Genomic DNA, 17535 nt, shown 5'->3' with positions numbered 1-17535 from the left:
GAGCTACCGCTCGGCCCCGCCCACCTGGTCCGAGCTCTCCTCCTCGACCTCGGCCATCGCCGGGTCCAGCAGGCGGGAGAGGAAGTGGCGGGTGCGCTCGTGCCGGGGGGCGCCGATGACCTGGCCGGGGCGGCCGTCCTCGACGATCACGCCGCCGTCCATGAAGACGACCCGGTCGGCGACCTCGCGCGCGAAGGACATCTCGTGGGTGACGACCATCATGGTCATGCCCTCCTCGGCGAGCCGGCGCATCACCGCGAGGACGTCCCCGACCAGCTCGGGGTCGAGGGCGGAGGTCGGCTCGTCGAACAGCATCACCTCGGGGCCCATGGCGAGCGCCCGGGCGATGGCCACCCGCTGCTGCTGGCCGCCGGAGAGCGAGGACGGGTAGGCCTGCGCCTTCTCGGCCAGGCCGACGCGCTCCAGGTTCTCGGCGGCGATCCGCGCGGCCGTCGCCTTGTCCCGGCCGAGGACGCGGCGCTGCGGCAGCGTGAGGTTCTCGGTGACGCTCAGGTGCGGGAAGAGGTTGAACTGCTGGAAGACCATGCCGATGCGGCGGCGCGCGGCGTCGATGTCCACGTCCGGGTCGGTCAGTTCGGTGCCGCCGACGAAGACCCGGCCGCCGGTGGGCTCCTCCAGCAGGTTCACGCAGCGCAGCAGCGTGGACTTGCCGGATCCGGAGGGCCCGATGACGCAGACGACCTCGCCCTGGCCGATCTCCAGGTCGATGCCGCGCAGCACGTGGTTGTCGCCGAAGGACTTGTGCAGGTCCTGGACCTGGATCTCCGCGCGGCTCACCGGATCGCCTCCTGGGACCTGGACTCCATGCGGCGCACGACGTAGCCGAGCGGGATGGTCACCAGCAGGTAGCACAGGCCGGCGACCAGGATCGGCGTGGAGTTGGCGGTGGTACTGGCCAGATCGCGGCCGTACTTGGACAGTTCGCGCTCCTCGAGGGTGACGCCGAGGAACAGCACCAGCGAGGAGTCCTTGAAGAGCAGGACGAGTTCGTTGGTGAGCGGCGGCAGGATGATTCGGAAGGCCTGCGGGACGATGATCGAGACCATGGCCCGGGCCGGCGAGAAGCCGAGCGACCTGGCCGCCTCCATCTGGCCCTTGGGCACGGCCTGGATGCCGGCTCGGATCGTCTCGGCCATGTACGCGGCCGAGACCAGCCCGAGCGCGATGGCGACCTTGCCGTACGTGCCGCCCGGGATCTCCGTGCCCGGGAAGGCGAGCGGCACGGCGACGCCGACGAAGATGAAGATCAGCAGGGCCGGCAGGCCGCGGAAGATCTCGATGTAGATGCCCGCCAACCAGCGGTACGGGCCCACGGAGGACAGCCGCATCAGGGCGACGACCATGCCGAGCACGAGTCCGACGACGAAGCCGGACAGCGTGTAGAGCACGGTGTTCTTCAGCGCCAGGGTGATGACCTCGGGGAACATCTGCTTGGCGATGCCGCCCTGGGCGAACTGGTTCTTCAGCCGGCCCCAGTCCGCCGCCAGCGCGAACGCGATCACGGCGGCGGCGAACACGACGTACTGCACCGTCCTGGACAGGCTGCGCCGCTGCCGCCGGGTCAGGCCCTTCTTCTTCGGCCGCAGTGCTGCGCCGGTGTCGGTCATGAGGCCGAGGGGGAGGCGGCGGACGCGTCGTACGGGCCGATCCACTTCTCGTACAGCTTCTTGTACGTGCCGTCGGCCTTCGCGTCGGCGATCGCCTTGTTGACGGCCTCGCGCAGCTTGGTGTTGCCCTTCTTGACGGTGAACCCGTACTGCTCACCGGTCTTGAGGTTGCCGACGACCTTGAACTTGCCGGCGTTGGCCTTGTCCTTCAGCCAGCCCTGGACGACCGGGTAGTCGATGACGACGGCCTGGACCTGGCCGGTGCGCAGGCCGTTGAGGACCGCGTCGGAGGACTCGAAGGAGATCGGGTCGTAGCCCTTGCCCTTGACGTAGTCCTCGCCGGTGGTCTGCGCCTGGGCGCCGAGCTTCTTGCCCTTGGCCTTGACGTCGTCCAGGGAGTTGATCCCGCTGTTCTTGTCGACCAGGACGGCCTGGGTGGCCTCGAAGTACGGGTCGGAGAAGTCGACGTTCTTCTTGCGCTCGGCGGTGATGGTCATGCCGGCCGCGGCCAGGTCGCACTGGCCCGAGTTGAGGAACGCGCCGGTCTTGAAGTTCTCGAACGGCGTGTCGAGGATCTGCTGCTTGACGCCGAGGTCCTTGGCGACGATGTCGATCAGGGAGACGTCGAAGCCCTGCACCTTGCCGTTCACCTCCGACTGGAACGGCGGGTAGGGCAGGTGGGTGCAGGTGGTCAGCTGCCCGGCCTTGACGAGGTGGACCCCCTTGACCGTGGCACCGCCTCCCCCGTTGCCCGAGGAGCAGCCGGCCACGAGCACGAGCCCGGCCGTGGCGGTGGTGGTGGCCAGAAGGCGGGTCCGGCGCCCGAGGAGCGTTTTCATGGGGAGGTCTCCAGTGGGGGGAATCTTGGGTTCCGATTATAAGGAGATGTTTGGGTCTCTCAAATCAAACCGATGGCCGAGAGGCCTTCCGGCCTGAGAAGTCGCCGGTCGCGAGGGGGTGGAGGGCGGGCGTTACCCTCGTTGCCGTCGGCCTTCGGCCGGCCTCGTGGACCCTCGTGAGCGAAGAGAGCAGCGCCGTGACCCACCCCCTCCTCGATCTGCCCCCGCTGAGCGCCGAACGGTTCGCCGCCATCGAGGACAGGGTGGCCCGGCTGCTGGACACCCGCCAGGACGTAGTGATCACCCAGGGCGAGGCGCTGCTGCCGCTGGAGGGCGCGATCCGCGCGGCGGCCGGCCCCGGCACGACGGCGCTCAACGTGATCACGGGTCCGTACGGGCAGACCTTCGGGAACTGGCTGCGGGACTGCGGGGCCACGGTGCACGACCTCGCGGTGCCCTTCCACACGGCGGTGACGGCCGCCGCGGTCCGGGAGGCGTTCGCCGGGCACCCGGAGATCGACTTCGTGTCGCTGGTCCACGCGGAGGCGGCGACGGGCAACACCAACCCGGTCGCGGAGATCGGCGAGGCGGTGCGGGAGCAGGGCGCGCTGTTCTACCTGGACGCGGTCGCCTCGGTCGGCGCGGAGCCGGTGCTGCCGGACGCCTGGGGCGTCGACCTGTGCGTGATCGGGGCCCAGAAGGCGATGGGCGGGCCGGCGGGGGTGTCGGCGATCTCGGTGAGCGAGCGGGCGTGGGCGCGCATGGCTGCCAACCCGAACGCCCCGCGCCACTCCTACCTCTCCCTGCTGGACTGGAAGGAGCGCTGGATCGACGGCGGCCGCAAGGCGCTGCTGCACGCTCCCGCCCAGCTGGAGATGCTCGCGCTGGAGGCGTGCCTGGAGCGGATCGAGTCCGCGGGCCTCGACGCGGTGATGGCGCGGCACGCCCGCGCCGCGCGGGCCACCCGGGCGGGTGCGGCGGCACTGGGCGGCGGCCTGGAGCCGTACGTGTACGAGGCGCGGGACGCGGCTCCGGTCGCCACCACCCTGCGGGCGCCCTCCGGCACGCCGGCGTCGGAGCTGGTGGCGCACGCACTGGGGAGCGAGCCGGGGCTGCCGCTGGCCGCCGGCGGCGGTGCCCTGGCCAAGGAGATGATCCGGGTGAACCACTACGGGCCGGACGCCACGCTGGACGCCGTGCACGCCTGCCTGGCGGCCCTGGGCGGGGCGCTCGCCGGGCAGGGGCTGACGGTGGACCTGTCGGCGGCACGCCGGGCGGCGGACGACGCCTGGCGGTGACCGCAGAAGTCCCCGAAACGACGGCCCGCACGCTCCGTGCGGGCCGTTTTCATTGCCGGAGTGGAAATTCAAATTAGTTTCACAAATTCCGCGAATTCATCCGTCGATAGCTTCCCGTCTTCTTCTGCCCGCTTTTTGCACAGCTAAACGGACGGTTTTCTCGGCATGTTTCATGTATGTGACACACTCCACAAGCAGGTCCCTTTGTCCCGTTTTGATGGAGGTCAAATCCGACATTTCATCGGCACCGTCGTGAGTGGCGCCGATGCCGCCCGTGCATTCTTCAATTTGTCTCGCTAAATTCCATCCGCATGACTGCCGCACCAGCAGACCTGCTCATAGACCGACCGGCGGTGACCGACGGAGCCTCGCTCTGGCGGCTCGCCAAGGAATCGAAAACCCTCGACCTGAACTCCTCGTACAGCTATCTGCTGTGGTGCCGGGACTTCGCGGCCACCTCGGCGGTGGCCCGCGGCGCGGACGGCGAGCCCGTCGGTTTCGTCACCGGGTACGTGCGGCCCGACGACCCCCGCACCCTGCTCGTGTGGCAGGTGGCCGTGGACTCCGCCCACCGCGGCCACGGCATCGCCGCCGCACTGCTGGACGGGCTGACCGCCCGGCTCACCGCCGAGCGCGGGATCACCGGCATCGAGACCACCATCACCCCCGGGAACGCGGCCTCCGAGCGGCTCTTCTCCTCCTTCGCCGACCGGCACGGCGCGGACCTGACCCGCGAGGTGCTGTTCCCGGCCGGCCTGTTCCCGGACGGCCCGCACGACCCCGAAGTCCTGTACCGCATCGGCCCTCTCACCCCCACCACCGCGCACTGAGGAGCGATCCACCGTGACGATCACCCAGCCCGACCTGAGCGTCTTCGAAACCCTCGAATCCGAGGTGCGCAGCTACTGCCGCGGCTGGCCCACCGTGTTCGACCGTGCGCAGGGCAGCCGTATGTACGACGAGGACGGCCACGCGTACCTCGACTTCTTCGCCGGGGCCGGCTCACTCAACTACGGGCACAACAACCCGGTGCTCAAACGGGCGCTCATCGACTACCTGTCCCGGGACGGCGTCACCCACGGCCTGGACATGTCGACCACGGCCAAGCGTGGCTTCCTGCAGACCTTCGAGAACCTGGTGCTGCGCCCGCGCGACCTGCCCTACAAGGTCATGTTCCCGGGCCCGACGGGCACCAACGCCGTCGAGTCGGCGCTGAAGCTCGCCCGCAAGGTGAAGGGGCGGGAGGCGATCGTGTCGTTCACGAACGCCTTCCACGGCATGTCGCTGGGCTCCCTCGCGGTCACCGGCAACGCCTTCAAGCGGGCCGGCGCCGGCATCCCGCTGGTGCACGGCACCCCCATGCCGTTCGACAACTACTTCGACGGCCAGGTCCCCGACTTCCTGTGGTTCGAGCGGCTGCTCGAGGATCAGGGGTCCGGCCTCAACAAGCCCGCCGCCGTGATCGTGGAGACCGTGCAGGGCGAGGGCGGCATCAACGTCGCGCGCGCGGCCTGGCTGCGGGCGCTGGCCGAGCTGTGCGAGCGCCAGGACATGCTGCTCATCGTCGACGACATCCAGATGGGCTGCGGCCGTACGGGCGCCTTCTTCTCCTTCGAGGAGGCGGGGATCACGCCCGACATCGTCACCGTGTCGAAGTCGATCAGCGGTTACGGCCTGCCTATGTCGCTGTGCCTGTTCAAGCCCGAGCTGGACGTCTGGGAGCCGGGCGAGCACAACGGCACCTTCCGCGGCAACAACCCCGCGTTCGTCACCGCCACCGCGGCGCTGGAGACCTACTGGACCGACGGCGCCGCCATGGAGAAGCAGACCCGCACCCGCGGCGAGCAGGTCGAGCAGGCCCTGATCTCCATCACCGAGGAGAACCTCGCCGACGTGAAGGAGTACCGCGGCCGCGGCCTGGTGTGGGGCCTGGAGTTCCACGACAAGGACCGGGCCTCGCGGGTCGCCCGGCGCGCCTTCGAGCTGGGGCTGCTCATCGAGACCTCGGGCCCGGAGGGCGAGGTCGTCAAGCTGCTGCCGGCGCTCACCATCACCCCCGACGAGCTGGACGAGGGCCTCAGCGTCCTCTCCCGCGCCGTCCGCGAGACCGTCTGACCCGCTCCGCGCGGCCCGCCGGCCGCACCGCGGAGCAACCGTTCGACCAGGAGGAAGTACAGCACCGTGATCGTCCGATCGTTCAAGGACCTCGAAGGCACCGACCGGCACATCAAGTCCGCGTCCGGCACGTGGGAGAGCAAGCGGATCGTCCTCGCCAAGGAGCGGGTCGGCTTCTCCGTGCACGAGACCATCCTGTACGCGGGTACCGAGACGAACATGTGGTACGCCAACCACATCGAGGCCGTCGTCTGCACCCGGGGCGAGGCCGAGCTCACCGACCGCGAGACCGGGAAGGTGTACACCATCACCCCCGGCACCATGTACCTCCTGAACGGGCACGAGCGGCACACGCTGCGCGTCAAGGAGGACTTCCACTGCATCTGCGTGTTCAACCCGCCCGTGACCGGACGGGAGGACCACGACGAGAACGGCGTCTACCCGCTGCTCACCGAGCCCGAGGAGGTGTGACACCGATGCCCGCTGTCACCGACCTGTACCCCAGCCGCGGCACCAGTGAGGTGACCGTCCCCCGCCAGGACCCGGTGGTCTGGGGCTCCCCCGACACGCCCGGTCCGATCGCGACGGCCGACCTGCAGGCGTTCGAGCGCGACGGCTTCCTCGCCGTCGACCAGCTCATCACCCCGGACGAGGTCGAGGTCTACCGGGGCGAGCTGGACCGGCTGGTCGCCGACCCGGCGATCCGGGCCGACGAGCGCTCGATCGTCGAGCCGAAGACCAAGGAGATCCGCTCCGTCTTCGAAGTGCACCGAATCAGCGAGGTGTTCGCGGAGCTCGTGCGCGACGAGCGGGTGGTCGGCCGGGCCCGGCAGATCCTCGGTTCCGACGTGTACGTCCACCAGTCGCGGATCAACGTCAAGCCGGGCTTCGGCGCGAGCGGCTTCTACTGGCACTCGGACTTCGAGACCTGGCACGCCGAGGACGGCCTGCCCAACATGCGCACGGTGTCCGTCTCGATCGCGCTGACCGAGAACTACGACACCAACGGCGGGCTCATGATCATGCCCGGCTCGCACCGCACGTTCCTGGGCTGCGCGGGGGCCACGCCCGAGGACAACTACAAGAAGTCGCTGCAGATGCAGGACGCGGGCACCCCGTCCGACGAGGCGCTGACGAAGATGGCCGGCGAGTACGGCATCCGGCTGTTCACCGGCAAGGCCGGCTCGGCGACCTGGTTCGACTGCAACTGCATGCACGGTTCCGGCGACAACATCACGCCGTTCCCGCGCAGCAACGTCTTCATCGTCTTCAACAGCGTGGAGAACAAGGCGGTGGAGCCGTTCGCGGCGCCGGTGCGCAGGCCGGAGTTCGTCGGGGCCCGGGACTTCACTCCGGTTCGGTGAACGCTCCCGGCCGGGGGTCCGGGGGTCGCCCCCCGGGAAGACGCAGCATCGGGGCCCGGGACTTCACTCCGGTGAAGCCGGCGAAGTAGTCCTCTTCCGACCGCCGGGCCGGAGCCTCCTCGTGTGGGACGAAAGGCTCCGGCCCGGTCGCGTGGTCAGCGGGACAGCGCGTCCAGCAGCCGGTCCACGTCCGCCGGGGTGTTGTAGAGGTGGAAGCCCGCGCGCAGATTGCCCGACCGGTCGGACACCTCGATGCCGGCCTCGCTCAGCCCGGGCTGGAGGTGGCCGAGTCCCGGCACCGAGACGATGGCGGAGCCGGGCTCGCCGGCCTCGTGGCCGAGGCCGGCGAGCCCGGTCCGGAACCGGTCGGCGAGCCGCACGGCGTGCGCGTGCAGCGCCGGCAGCCCGATCTCCTCGACGAGTTCCAGCGAGCGGCGCAGCCCCGCGTACGTGAACAGGGCGTGGCTGAGGTCGAACCGCCGCGCGGAATGGGCGAGTTCCTCGACCGGGCCGTAGCAGCTGTCCCACGGCCGCTCCCCCGCGACCCAGCCTGCCAGCACCGGGCTCAGCCCGCCGAGGTCCTCCGGGACCACCAGGAACGCCGCACCGTGCGGGCCGAGCAGCCACTTGAAGGAGACCGCGGCGCTGAAGTCGAAGGCGGCCGCGTCCATGGGGAGCCAGCCGGCGGACTGGGAGAAGTCGACGTAGGTGCGCGCGCCGTGCTCGCGGGCGGCCTCGCGCACGGCCGCCAGGTCGGCGACGCGTCCGTCGGCGGACTGCACGGCGCTGAGCGCGACCAGTGCGGTGTCCGGACGGACGGACTCGGCGATCCGCTCCAGCGGGACCGCCCGCACCTTGAGGTCGCCGCGGACGTGGAACGGGTTCAGCACGGAGCTGAAGTCGTCCTCTGCGGTGAGCACTTCGGCGCCGGCGGGCAGCGACGCGGCGATCACACCGGTGTGCGCGGCGACCGAGGCGCCGGCCGCGACACGGCCGGCCGGAACGCCGGCGAGCCGGGCGTAGGCGGCCCGGCAGGCCTCGACGTCCTCGTACAGCGGCAGCAGCGGCCGGCCCTCGGCCCGCAGCAGCGCCGCCTCGTGCAGGGCGGTGACGGTACGGGCGGGCAGCAGGCCGTTGCTGGCGGTGTTGAGGTAGCTGCTCCTGGGGGCGAACTCGGCGCGGACGAGGGTGTCGAACGTCTCCGTGGTCTCCATGGGGTCCACTCTGCGGCCCGGGGAAGTCGCAGTCCATCGCGTATTTCCTCGCGGGTCCTCTTAGTGGCCCTTATACGTCCGCGCCGGCCTGCGGTTTCTCAGTGCTGGGGCACCGCGCACCCGTCCGGGCCACAGGCCTCGGCCGTGCCCTCGTCGACCAGCTTCAGCGGGGAGCGCTCGCCCCAGGCCTGGGCCAGCGCCCGGGTGAAGACCTCGGCGGGCTGGGCTCCGGAGACGCCGTACTTACGGTCGAGGACGAAGAAGGGAACGCCGGTCGCGCCGAGCTCGGCGGCCTCGCGCTCGTCGGCGCGGACCTCGTCGGCGTGGGCGGCGGGGTCGGCGAGGACCGCCCGGGCGGCTCCGGCGTCCAGGCCGGCCTCGACGGCCAGCTCCACCAGCCGCTCGTCGTCCTCGCCGAACACGGACCGCTCCTCGGCGAAGTTGGCCCGGTACAGGATCTGCAGCAGTTCGTCCTGCCTGCCCTGCGCCTTGGCGAAGTGCAGCAGGCGGTGCATGTCGAAGGTGCTGCCGTGGTCGCGGTCGCGGGTGCGGTAGTCCAGGCCCTCGGCGGCGGCCTGGGCGCCGAGGTTGTCCTCGCCGGCCTGGGCCTGCGCCTCGCTCATGCCGTACTTCCGGGTGAGCATGGTCAGCACCGGCTGGACGTCGCCCTTGGCACGGCCGGGATCCAGCTCGAAGGAGCGGTGCACCACCTCGACGTCGTCGCGGTGCGGGAAGGCCGCGAGCGCCTTCTCGAAGCGGGCCTTTCCGACATAACACCAGGGACAGGCGATGTCGCTCCAGATTTCGACGCGCATGCTCTCGGCTCTTCTCCAGGTCGTACGGGTGCGGAGGGTTTCCCCGCGCGCGTACGTGAACGTTCAAGCAGCGGGGTTCATTCCCCGGCCACCGCCAGGCGCAGGAAGAGATGGTGGTCGCCCTCGACGGGCGGGTTCTCCGGGTCGGGGACCCAGCCCTGGCGTGCGTAGAAGGCCTGGGCGCGCCGGTTGTCCACGTGCACGTCCAGGACCGCGGTCCGGACGCCGTCGGCCCGCCACTGCTCCACGCAGGCGGTGTGCAGCGCCGTTCCGACGCCGGCGCGCCAGCGGCCGGGGTCGACGTGGAACTGGAACAGCTTGACCGTGCCGGCGGGCGCTCCCCCGGGGGCGCGGAAGGAGGCGATGCCCGCGAGCCGTCCCCGTTCGACGGCGCACAGCACGTGCCCGTCGGGCCGTTCGATCGCCTCGCGCCACCTGGCCGGCCAGTCGAGACCGTCGTCCGGGAGGCCGTCCGGGTAGTACGTCGACCTCGCCCGGACGTGCAGCTCCGCCACGGCCCCCGCCTCCGCGGGCAGGGCGGTCCTGATCATGAGGGTCCCGGTGGTCCGGTGCGCTTCGGTCACGCCCCCAGGGACGTGCCGGGGCGCGGCTCCGGTTCCCCGGTGGCGCGCCCCGCCCGCCGCGCTCAGCCGCCGTCGCGCAGGTCGTCCGGCCAGCCGGCCCGGAACTCGAGGTGGTCGTAGGTCACCACGCAGCCCTCCCCCAGCGGCGACTGGGTCATGAAGCCGACCAGCGCCGCGCCGGACTCCTTCTCCTCGCCCAGGGTGAAGAGCCGGACGAAGGTCCAGCGCACGCCGTCCCGGGAGGCGTGGAAGGCGAAGGCGCGTCCGGTCCGGCTGACCCGCAGCCAGACCGAGCTCCCCTCCACGGTGAAGGAGTTGGCGTCGTCGGAGTGCCCCCGGGTGACCACCGTGCAGACGGTGGGCACGTCCGGGGAGTACTCCAGGCAGAGCTTGGCCCAGGCGCGGTCGCCGACGTGGACGTACAGGACGCCCGCGTCGAAGGCCGCGCCGAAGCCCACGGTGACCCTTGCTATGAGCTGGAAGTCCCCCTCGGGCGCCCCGAGCAGCCGGGGCGCGTCGGCGGCGGGGTCCAGGGCCTCGCCGGTGGGCGGCACGAACCGGTCCTGCCGGGGCCCGGCCCAGCCGGTGAGCACACCGCCCTCGTAGGACCAGTTGCCGTCGGGACCGTACGTCCGCAGGGGGAAGGGGAGTTCGGGGAGTTCGACGTCCATCGCGCGAGTGTCCCAGGTTCCTCGTGTCACGTCCCGCCGCTCCGGTCAGCGCTCCAGCCGGCCGTTGAACCGGCGCGGGAGCCCGAGCGGGTTGTCGTCGCGCAGTTCCGGGGGCAGCAGGGCCTCGGGCGCGTTCTGGTAGGCGACCGGCCGCAGCCACCGCTCGATGGCGGTGCCGCCCACGGAGGTGGAGGTGGAGGTGGTCGCGGGGTACGGCCCGCCGTGGTGCTGGGCCGGCGCCACCGCCACCCCGGTCGGCCAGGCGTCGACCAGCACGCGTCCGGCCAGCGGCGTCAGCTCGGCGAGGATCTGAGCGCCCCGTCCCTCGCCGGCGGCCTCCCCGGCCGACAGGTGCACCGTGGCCGTGAGGTTGCCCGGCAGCCGCGACAGCACGGCGGTGGCCTCGGCGTCGTCGGCGTAGCGGACCACCACGGTCACCGGCCCGAAGCACTCCTCCAGCAGCAGGTCGTACGCCCCCTCGGCGGTCAGACCGCTCGCCGGGACCGTCAGGAAGCCCGCGCTCACCGTGTGCTCGCCGCCCGCGCCCGGCGTGACCGGCGTCTCCACCCCGGGGAGCTGCGCCCGCTCGGCCACGCCCGCGATGAAGTCGTCCCGCATCCGGTGGTCGAGCAGCACCCCGGCGGCGGTGCCGCCGACGGCGTCGGCCAGGGACTTCAGCAGCCGGTCGCCGGCGTCACCGGACGGCACCAGCACGAGGCCCGGCTTGACGCAGAACTGGCCGACTCCGAGGGTCATGGACCCGGCGAGTCCGGAGCCGATCGCCTCGGGCCGCTCGGCCGCGGCCGCCTCGGTGACCAGGACCGGGTTCAGCGAGCCCAGCTCACCGTGGAACGGGATCGGCACCGGACGCGCGGCCGCCGCGTCGAACAGGGCGCGCCCGCCGCGCACCGAGCCGGTGAAGCCCGCGGCGGCGACCAGCGGGTGCTTGATCAGTTCGACGCCCGCCTCGAAGCCGTGCACCAGGCCGACGGCCCCCTCGGGGATGCCGTTGCCGGCGGCCGCCCGGCGCAGTACGGCGGCGACCTGCTCGGACAGGGCCGGGTGGTCGGGGTGGGCCTTGACGACCACCGGGCAGCCCGCGGCCAGCGCGCTGGCGGTGTCGCCGCCGGCCACGGAGAAGGCGAAGGGGAAGTTGGAGGCGGAGTACACGGCGACCACGCCCAGCGGCACCTTGTACCGGCGCAGGTCCGGGACGGGCGGGGTGGCGGTGTCGTCGGGGTGGTTGACGATCACGTCCAGGAAGGCGCCCTCGTCGACGATGTCGGCGAAGGCCCGCAACTGGTAGACCGTGCGCGCGAGTTCCCCGGTGAGGCGGACCGGGCCCAGGGCGGTCTCGGCGTCGGCGGTCTCGATCAGGCCGTCCGCGGCGGCCTCCAGGCCGGCGGCGGCCGAGCGGAGGAAGGCCGAGCGCACGGTGCGGTCGGCGAGGGAGCCGCGCGCGGCGTGCGCCGCCCGGACGGCCGCGTCCACCTCCTGGGCCGTCGCCTCCACCGCGACCTGTTCACGCTGCTTCCCGGTGCGCGGGTCGACACTCCAGACTGGTGCTGCTGCCACCGCGGGTCCCTCCAGTTAAGGCCGCATTCGCTGGGTCAACCACCAGCGCGTTCGATATACTGAACGCCGTCTCTGCTGGTGAATATGCTGCTCGGAGACTATTTCCCGTCGAACGAAGGGGTCAAGGGCGATGTCGGCAGGCGAGACGGGCGGGGCCCAGGTCAAGTCCGCGGTGCGGACCGTTGAGTTGCTCGAGTACTTCGCCGGCAGGCCCGGCATGCACTCCCTCGCGGCGGTGCAGGAGGCCGTCGGATACCCCAAGTCCAGCCTGTACATGCTGCTGCGCACGCTCGTGGAGCTGGGCTGGGTGGAGACCGACGCCACGGGGACGCGGTACGGCATCGGGGTGCGGGCGCTGCTGGTCGGCACGTCCTACATCGACGGCGACGAGGTGGTGGCGGCCGCCCGGCCGACCCTGGACCGCCTCTCCGACGACACCACCGAGACCATCCACCTGGCCCGGCTCGACGGCACGAACGTGGTCTACCTGGCCACCCGGCAGTCCCAGCACTACCTGCGCCCGTTCACCCGGGTCGGCCGGCGGCTGCCCGCCCACTCCACCTCCCTCGGCAAGGCGCTGCTCGCCACCCACACCGACGAGCAGGTGCGCAAGCTGCTGCCGGAGACGCTGCCCGCGCTCACCGAGCACACCATCACCGACCGGGAGAAGCTGATCGAGGAGCTGAACCAGGTCCGTGAACAGGGCTTCGCCGTCGACCGCGAGGAGAACACCCTGGGGCTGCGCTGCTTCGGCGTGGCGATCCCGTACCGCACGCCCGCCCGGGACGCCATCAGCTGCTCGGTGCCGGTGGCCCGGCTGACCCCCGCCCACGAACAGACGATCAAGGACGCGCTGTTCGACGCGCGGGACCGGCTGACGCTGGCGACACGGCGGCTGTAGGCCCGGCGCGCACGCGGCCGTCCCCGCCTTCCGGTGGTGTGCGGATCGTCGTCGCGCGGGACGCGCTCCGGACGCGGGGGGAGTCGGCCCGTGCCGACCTCCGTCTCTCCCGCTCCGGTGGCGCCGGGCCGGGCGCCGGCGCTCCTGTTCGGCGGACGCGGCGGCGCAGGGGCCGTCTGGTGCCGGCCGGCGCGCTCGCCGCGGTTCACGTAGTCGTTCCACGTGGCGGGCGTCCGCTCCCCCGGCCTGGGTGGCTCACGGCGCGCGGGGCCGAGGCGCTGCGGCTCCTGTCCCGCGGGCTCACCGACGCCGAGACGGCCCGTCGGCCGGGCGTCGGGCCCGCCACCGTGAAGTCGCACGTCGCGGCTGTACTGGCCGGGACCGGCGCCCGGGACCGGGCCCGGGCGGTGATCGCCGCGTACGAGGCCGGCTTCCTGAACGCGGGATGAGAAAAGCGGCGTACGGGAACGATTGCCCCGCCCGGCTCGTCTTCACCGGCGGCATGAACAAGACGATCAGGCGGGCTTCCGTCTTCACACTGCTGCTGGTGCTCGCCCTGCTGGTCAGGGCGACCTGGGTGCAGTACTACGACGGAACGGCCCTCGCGGACGACCAGGACAACCGGCGGAACGTCATCGAGACGTACTCGCAGCCGCTGGGGAACATCATCGTGGCCGGCAGCGCCGTCACCGGCTCGGCGCGGACGAAGGGCGGCGACCTCGCGTACAAGCGGACGTACCGCGACGGCGAGCTGTACGCGCCGGTGACCGGCTACGCCTCCCAGGCCTACGCCCCGACCCAGCTCGAGGGCATCTACCAGGACCTGCTCAACGGCACCGACAGCAGACTGAAGACCGTGCTGGGCACGGTGACCGGCAAGCGCGCCGACCCGGGCGACGTCGTGACGACGATCGATCCGGCCGTGCAGAAGGCCGGGTACCGGGCGCTCGGCGGCAGCAAGGGCGCCGCCCTCGCCCTTGACCCGAAGACCGGGAAGATCCTCGCGGCGGTGTCGACGCCGTCGTACGACCCCACGCGGCTCACCGACGCGAACACCGCCGGCGCCGCCTGGAAGTCGCTCAACGCGGACAAGGACAAGCCGCTCGTCAACCGCGCGCTGCGCCAGCCGCTGCCGCCGGGCTCGACGTTCAAGCTGGTCGTCGCGGCCGCCGCGCTGGAGAGCGGGCTCTACAAGAACGTGGACGACCCGACCGACAGCCCCGACCCGTACACCCTGAAGGGCAGCACCCAGGATCTGGTCAACGAGAACCGCTCGGCACCGTGCGAGAACGCCTCGATCCGGGTCGCACTGCGCTACTCCTGCAACAACGTCTTCGGCAAGATGGCCGTCGACCTCGGTCAGGACAAGGTGCGGGCCATGGCGGAGAAGTTCGGCTTCAACGACCAGAAACAGGACGTCCCGGTGCGGGCGTACCCCAGCGTCTACCCCTCCGGGATGGACGAGGCGCAGACCGCCCTGTCCGGCATCGGCCAGTTCGACGTCACGGCGACCCCGCTGCAGATGGCCATGGTGTCCGCAGTCATGGCGAACGGCGGCAAGCTGGTCTCCCCGCACATGGTGTCGCGGATCACCGACGGCGACGGCGACGTGCTGAAGGACTACGACGGCGGCACGGACGGCAAGCAGGTCGTCGGCTCCGCCACCGCCGCGCAGTTGCGGTCGGCGATGGAGACGGTGGTCAAGGACGGCACCGGTACGAACGCGCTGATCGACGGGGTGACGGTCGGCGGCAAGACGGGCACCGCCCAGCACGGCGAGAACAACAGCAAGACGCCGTACGCCTGGTTCACCTCGTACGGCAAGTCGGACAGCACCGGCAAGGAGGTCGCCGTCGCGGTGATGGTCGAGCAGTCGGACGCGGCCCGCTCCGAGGTCAGCGGCAACGGGCTCGCGGCGCCGGTGGCCCGGGCGATGATGCAGGCCGCGCTCAAGTAGGCGCGGCACGGGGGCGGCCGCGCGCGGCCGCCCCCGCCCGTCTCACCCGACGCCCAGGACCTGCTCCACCGGGTCGATCGCGAAGTACACCAGGAACAGCGCGGAGACCCCCCACAGCAGCCAGTTGACCTCCCTGGCCTTGCCCAGGACCGTCTTGATGAGCACGTAGGACAGGAAGCCCGCGCCGATGCCGTCGGTGATGGAGTAGGTGAACGGCATCGCGGCGATGGTGAGGAACGCCGGGATGGCGATCTCGTACCGGTCCCAGTCGATGTGCTTGACGTGGGTCATCATCAGGAAGCCCACCGCGATCAGCGCGGGTGCGGCGGCCTGCAGCGGGACGATGGTCAGCAGCGGGGTGAGGAAGAGCGCCAGCCCGAACAGGCCGCCGGTGACGAGGTTGGCGAAGCCGGTGCGGGCGCCCTCCCCGACGCCGGCTGCGGACTCGATGTAGGCGGTGTTGGAGGAGGCGGAGCCGACCCCGCCGGCGACGGCCGCGGCGCCGTCGATGAACAGCACCCGGCCGATGCCGGACACCTGCCCCTGGTCGTCGAGCAGTCCGGCCTCGGCGCTGATGCCGACGATGGTGCCCATGGCGTCGAAGAAGTCGGAGAGGATGAGGGTGAAGACGAGCAGCACGGCGGTGAGCACACCGGCCTTGGCGAAGCCGCCGAACAGGCTGAAGTGACCGACGAGCCCGAAGTCGGGTGCGGCGACGATCTTGTCGGGTACCTTCGGCGTGGTCAGGCCCCAGCTCTTGATGTCGGCGACCGCGTCGATGACGATCGCGACGACCGTCATGGTGACGATGCTGATGAGGATCGCGCCCTTCACCTTGCGGGCGAGCAGGGCGATCGTCAGCAGCACGCCGAGGCAGAAGACGAGCACGGGCCAGCCGGTCAGCCGTCCGACCGCGCCGAGCTGCACGGGCACGGTGCTGTGCGCGGCGTCCGGGATGCGGCTGACGAACCCGGCGTCCACGAAGCCGATGAAGGCGATGAACAGGCCGATGCCGACGCCGATGGCCTGCTTGAGCTGCTGCGGGATCGCGTTCATGATCGCTTCGCGGAGTCCGGTGAGCACCAGCAGGCAGATGACGGCGCCTTCGAGGACGACGAGGCCCATCGCGTCCGCCCAGCTCATCAGCGGGGCCAGCTGGAAGGCGACGACGGCGTTGAGGCCGAGCCCCGCGGCGATGGCGAGCGGGAGGTTGCCCCCGACGCCCATGACGACCGTCATCACGCAGGCCACCAGTGCGGTGGCGGTGACGAGTTGGCCGGTGTCGAGGGTGTGGCCGAACTTGTCCTCGGCGCTGCCCAGGATGATGGGGTTCAGGACGAGGATGTAGGCCATGGTGAAGAAGGTGGCGAAGCCGCCGCGTATCTCCCGGCCGAAAGTGGATCCCCGTTCGGAGATTCTGAAGTACCGGTCGACGCCGTTGCCCGCGGGCGGTGCGGCGCCGGGCCGTTGTTCCGCCTTCTGCGTCTGGGACATGGTCGTACTCCTCGTCGGCTGATCAAAGGTGCGCGGATGCTGGCTGGATTGTTCCCCTGCCGGACCCGGTTCAGGTTTTCCTCGTGTTACGGAATCGAGGGTTCGGCCCGCCGGATCGCGCTGTCGGCTCGTACGAGCAGGTCCGTCACCGTCGCCTCGGCGACGGGCGGCCCCGCCGGGGATCCCCGGCGGGGCCGCCCGTCGCGGACCGCCTACGCGTGCGGCGGTGCGTCAGGACACGAAGTACGTCGGGTTCGGCAGCTTGTAGGTGCGGTCGGCGTGGCCGCCGTCCAGGTCCGAGTACTGGTCGCCGAAGTTGGCGATGATGTCGTACCCGAGGTCGTCCTCGATGTGCTCGCGGGTGCCGGCCTTGTACTGCACGGTGGTGCAGTTCCAGGTGCCCGGGGTGGCGCAGTCGCTCAGGTAGGCCGGAGGGGCGGCCTTGTCCTTGAGGAACATGTGGCCGGGGTCGAGGTTGACGTCGGCGCCGATCTTCTTCAGGTTCTCCACGGCGCCGGCGCGCTGCGCCTCGCTGAGACCGGAGTTGTAGAAGACCTCCACGCCCTTGGACCGGGCGTAGCGCACCAGTTCGGGGCTGCCGAAGACGGCCGGCCGGTCGGCGCGGTTCACGTAGTCGTTCCACGTGGCGGAGTTGTACGTGTAGTTGTAGCGCTTCTCGTAGTCGAGGCTGAGCAGCAGGGTGTCGTCGATGTCGAAGACGACGGCCGGCTTCTCGCCGTGCTGGTGGGCCTTGCGGGCCGCCTTGTCGATCCAGTTCCGGGCGTCGGCGTCGATGCGCGCCAGGTCCTTGGCGTACGGGCTGTCCGGGGAGGCCTGGTAGACGCCGTCGCTGCCGGCGGTGGTGCCGTAGTAGGTGTCGATGTCCTTCACCAGGAGCCCGATGTTGTAGGGCTCGTGGGTGGAGTTCGCCGTCGACTGACCGGCGGTGGCCGCACCGGCGCCGTACAGGGCGCCGCCGGCGAGGGCACAGGCGGCGGTGACCGCCGCGATCCGCTGTGATGTACGCATGACAGGTGTTCTACGCGCGTCACCCGGGGCAGCGCGAGGTCCTTTGCCCGA

General features: G+C 71.1%; 17 protein-coding genes. 7 read left to right on the top strand and 10 right to left on the bottom strand.

Annotated elements, in window-relative coordinates:
• Positions 1-3: 3 nt before the first annotated feature.
• From ACFQ9Z_RS26815 to ACFQ9Z_RS26805, 3 genes are read right to left on the bottom strand one after another with little or no spacing between them, the layout of a single operon-like run.
• Positions 4-798 carry an amino acid ABC transporter ATP-binding protein gene (locus ACFQ9Z_RS26815; protein ID WP_383023663.1) on the bottom strand — a complete coding sequence of 265 codons (795 nt, stop codon included), beginning with the start codon at positions 796-798 and terminating at the stop codon, positions 4-6.
• Complete coding sequence (locus ACFQ9Z_RS26810; protein ID WP_383023658.1) at positions 795-1628, bottom strand: amino acid ABC transporter permease; 834 nt, start codon at positions 1626-1628, stop codon at positions 795-797. Before ACFQ9Z_RS26810 ends, ACFQ9Z_RS26815 begins: the two co-directional genes overlap by 4 nt.
• On the bottom strand, positions 1625-2467 hold the full coding sequence (locus ACFQ9Z_RS26805) for a transporter substrate-binding domain-containing protein (RefSeq protein ID WP_383023654.1): 843 nt from the start codon (positions 2465-2467) through the stop codon (positions 1625-1627). Before ACFQ9Z_RS26805 ends, ACFQ9Z_RS26810 begins: the two co-directional genes overlap by 4 nt.
• A 197-nt stretch (positions 2468-2664) precedes the next feature.
• Between ACFQ9Z_RS26805 and ACFQ9Z_RS26800 the strand changes: the two genes are divergently transcribed.
• The 5 genes from ACFQ9Z_RS26800 to thpD all read left to right on the top strand — a co-directional run bounded on the left by ACFQ9Z_RS26800 (position 2665) and on the right by thpD (position 7244).
• The gene (locus ACFQ9Z_RS26800; RefSeq protein WP_383023651.1) at positions 2665-3765 is read left to right on the top strand and encodes a pyridoxal-phosphate-dependent aminotransferase family protein; all 1101 of its coding nucleotides are present in this window, start codon (positions 2665-2667) and stop codon (positions 3763-3765) included.
• Positions 3766-4076: 311 nt separating this feature from the next.
• Entirely contained in the window at positions 4077-4595 is a 519-nt protein-coding gene (gene ectA, locus ACFQ9Z_RS26795; RefSeq protein ID WP_383023648.1) for a diaminobutyrate acetyltransferase, read from the top strand.
• Between the two features lie 13 nt (positions 4596-4608).
• Positions 4609-5880, top strand: coding sequence for a diaminobutyrate--2-oxoglutarate transaminase (ectB, locus tag ACFQ9Z_RS26790; RefSeq protein ID WP_383023645.1), 1272 nt, complete (start codon positions 4609-4611; stop codon positions 5878-5880).
• 66 nt (positions 5881-5946) lie between these two features.
• Positions 5947-6351 (top strand): ectoine synthase, encoded by a 405-nt coding sequence (locus tag ACFQ9Z_RS26785; RefSeq protein ID WP_143637762.1) that lies wholly within the window; start codon positions 5947-5949, stop codon positions 6349-6351.
• 5 nt (positions 6352-6356) lie between these two features.
• Entirely contained in the window at positions 6357-7244 is an 888-nt protein-coding gene (gene thpD / locus ACFQ9Z_RS26780) for an ectoine hydroxylase (RefSeq protein WP_383023640.1), read from the top strand.
• Between the two features lie 155 nt (positions 7245-7399).
• On the opposite strand, the gene ACFQ9Z_RS26775 is transcribed toward thpD, so the two are convergent.
• The 5 genes from ACFQ9Z_RS26775 to ACFQ9Z_RS26755 form a co-directional block, all read right to left on the bottom strand.
• On the bottom strand, positions 7400-8458 hold the full coding sequence (locus ACFQ9Z_RS26775) for an aminotransferase class V-fold PLP-dependent enzyme (RefSeq protein WP_383023637.1): 1059 nt from the start codon (positions 8456-8458) through the stop codon (positions 7400-7402).
• Between the two features lie 98 nt (positions 8459-8556).
• Positions 8557-9273 carry a DsbA family oxidoreductase gene (locus tag ACFQ9Z_RS26770; protein ID WP_383023633.1) on the bottom strand — a complete coding sequence of 239 codons (717 nt, stop codon included), beginning with the start codon at positions 9271-9273 and terminating at the stop codon, positions 8557-8559.
• 77 nt (positions 9274-9350) lie between these two features.
• The gene (locus ACFQ9Z_RS26765; RefSeq protein WP_383023889.1) at positions 9351-9824 is read right to left on the bottom strand and encodes a GNAT family N-acetyltransferase; all 474 of its coding nucleotides are present in this window, start codon (positions 9822-9824) and stop codon (positions 9351-9353) included.
• Between the two features lie 95 nt (positions 9825-9919).
• Positions 9920-10528 (bottom strand): DUF1349 domain-containing protein, encoded by a 609-nt coding sequence (locus ACFQ9Z_RS26760; protein WP_383023630.1) that lies wholly within the window; start codon positions 10526-10528, stop codon positions 9920-9922.
• Positions 10529-10573: 45 nt separating this feature from the next.
• The gene (locus ACFQ9Z_RS26755; RefSeq protein ID WP_383023627.1) at positions 10574-12103 is read right to left on the bottom strand and encodes an aldehyde dehydrogenase (NADP(+)); all 1530 of its coding nucleotides are present in this window, start codon (positions 12101-12103) and stop codon (positions 10574-10576) included.
• Between the two features lie 130 nt (positions 12104-12233).
• On the opposite strand from ACFQ9Z_RS26755, the gene ACFQ9Z_RS26750 reads away from it, so the two are divergent.
• Positions 12234-13004 (top strand): IclR family transcriptional regulator, encoded by a 771-nt coding sequence (locus tag ACFQ9Z_RS26750; protein WP_383023624.1) that lies wholly within the window; start codon positions 12234-12236, stop codon positions 13002-13004.
• 502 nt (positions 13005-13506) lie between these two features.
• Positions 13507-14961: a peptidoglycan D,D-transpeptidase FtsI family protein gene (locus tag ACFQ9Z_RS26745; RefSeq protein ID WP_383023619.1), complete on the top strand. Its 1455-nt coding sequence runs from the start codon at positions 13507-13509 to the stop codon at positions 14959-14961.
• Between the two features lie 42 nt (positions 14962-15003).
• Here the strand turns inward: ACFQ9Z_RS26745 and ACFQ9Z_RS26740 are convergent, their stop codons facing one another.
• Both ACFQ9Z_RS26740 and ACFQ9Z_RS26735 read right to left on the bottom strand, forming a co-directional pair.
• Positions 15004-16455 carry an NCS2 family permease gene (locus tag ACFQ9Z_RS26740; protein WP_383023614.1) on the bottom strand — a complete coding sequence of 484 codons (1452 nt, stop codon included), beginning with the start codon at positions 16453-16455 and terminating at the stop codon, positions 15004-15006.
• A gap of 231 nt (positions 16456-16686) precedes the next feature.
• Positions 16687-17484, bottom strand: coding sequence for an HAD family acid phosphatase (locus ACFQ9Z_RS26735; protein WP_383023611.1), 798 nt, complete (start codon positions 17482-17484; stop codon positions 16687-16689).
• Positions 17485-17535 lie beyond the last annotated feature (51 nt).

Source organism: Streptomyces sp. NPDC056580, from assembly GCF_042793175.1.
Lineage (GTDB): Bacteria > Actinomycetota > Actinomycetes > Streptomycetales > Streptomycetaceae > Streptomyces.
The sequence above is the reverse complement of the archived record's forward strand: the minus strand, read 5'-3'. Positions and strand labels throughout refer to the sequence as shown.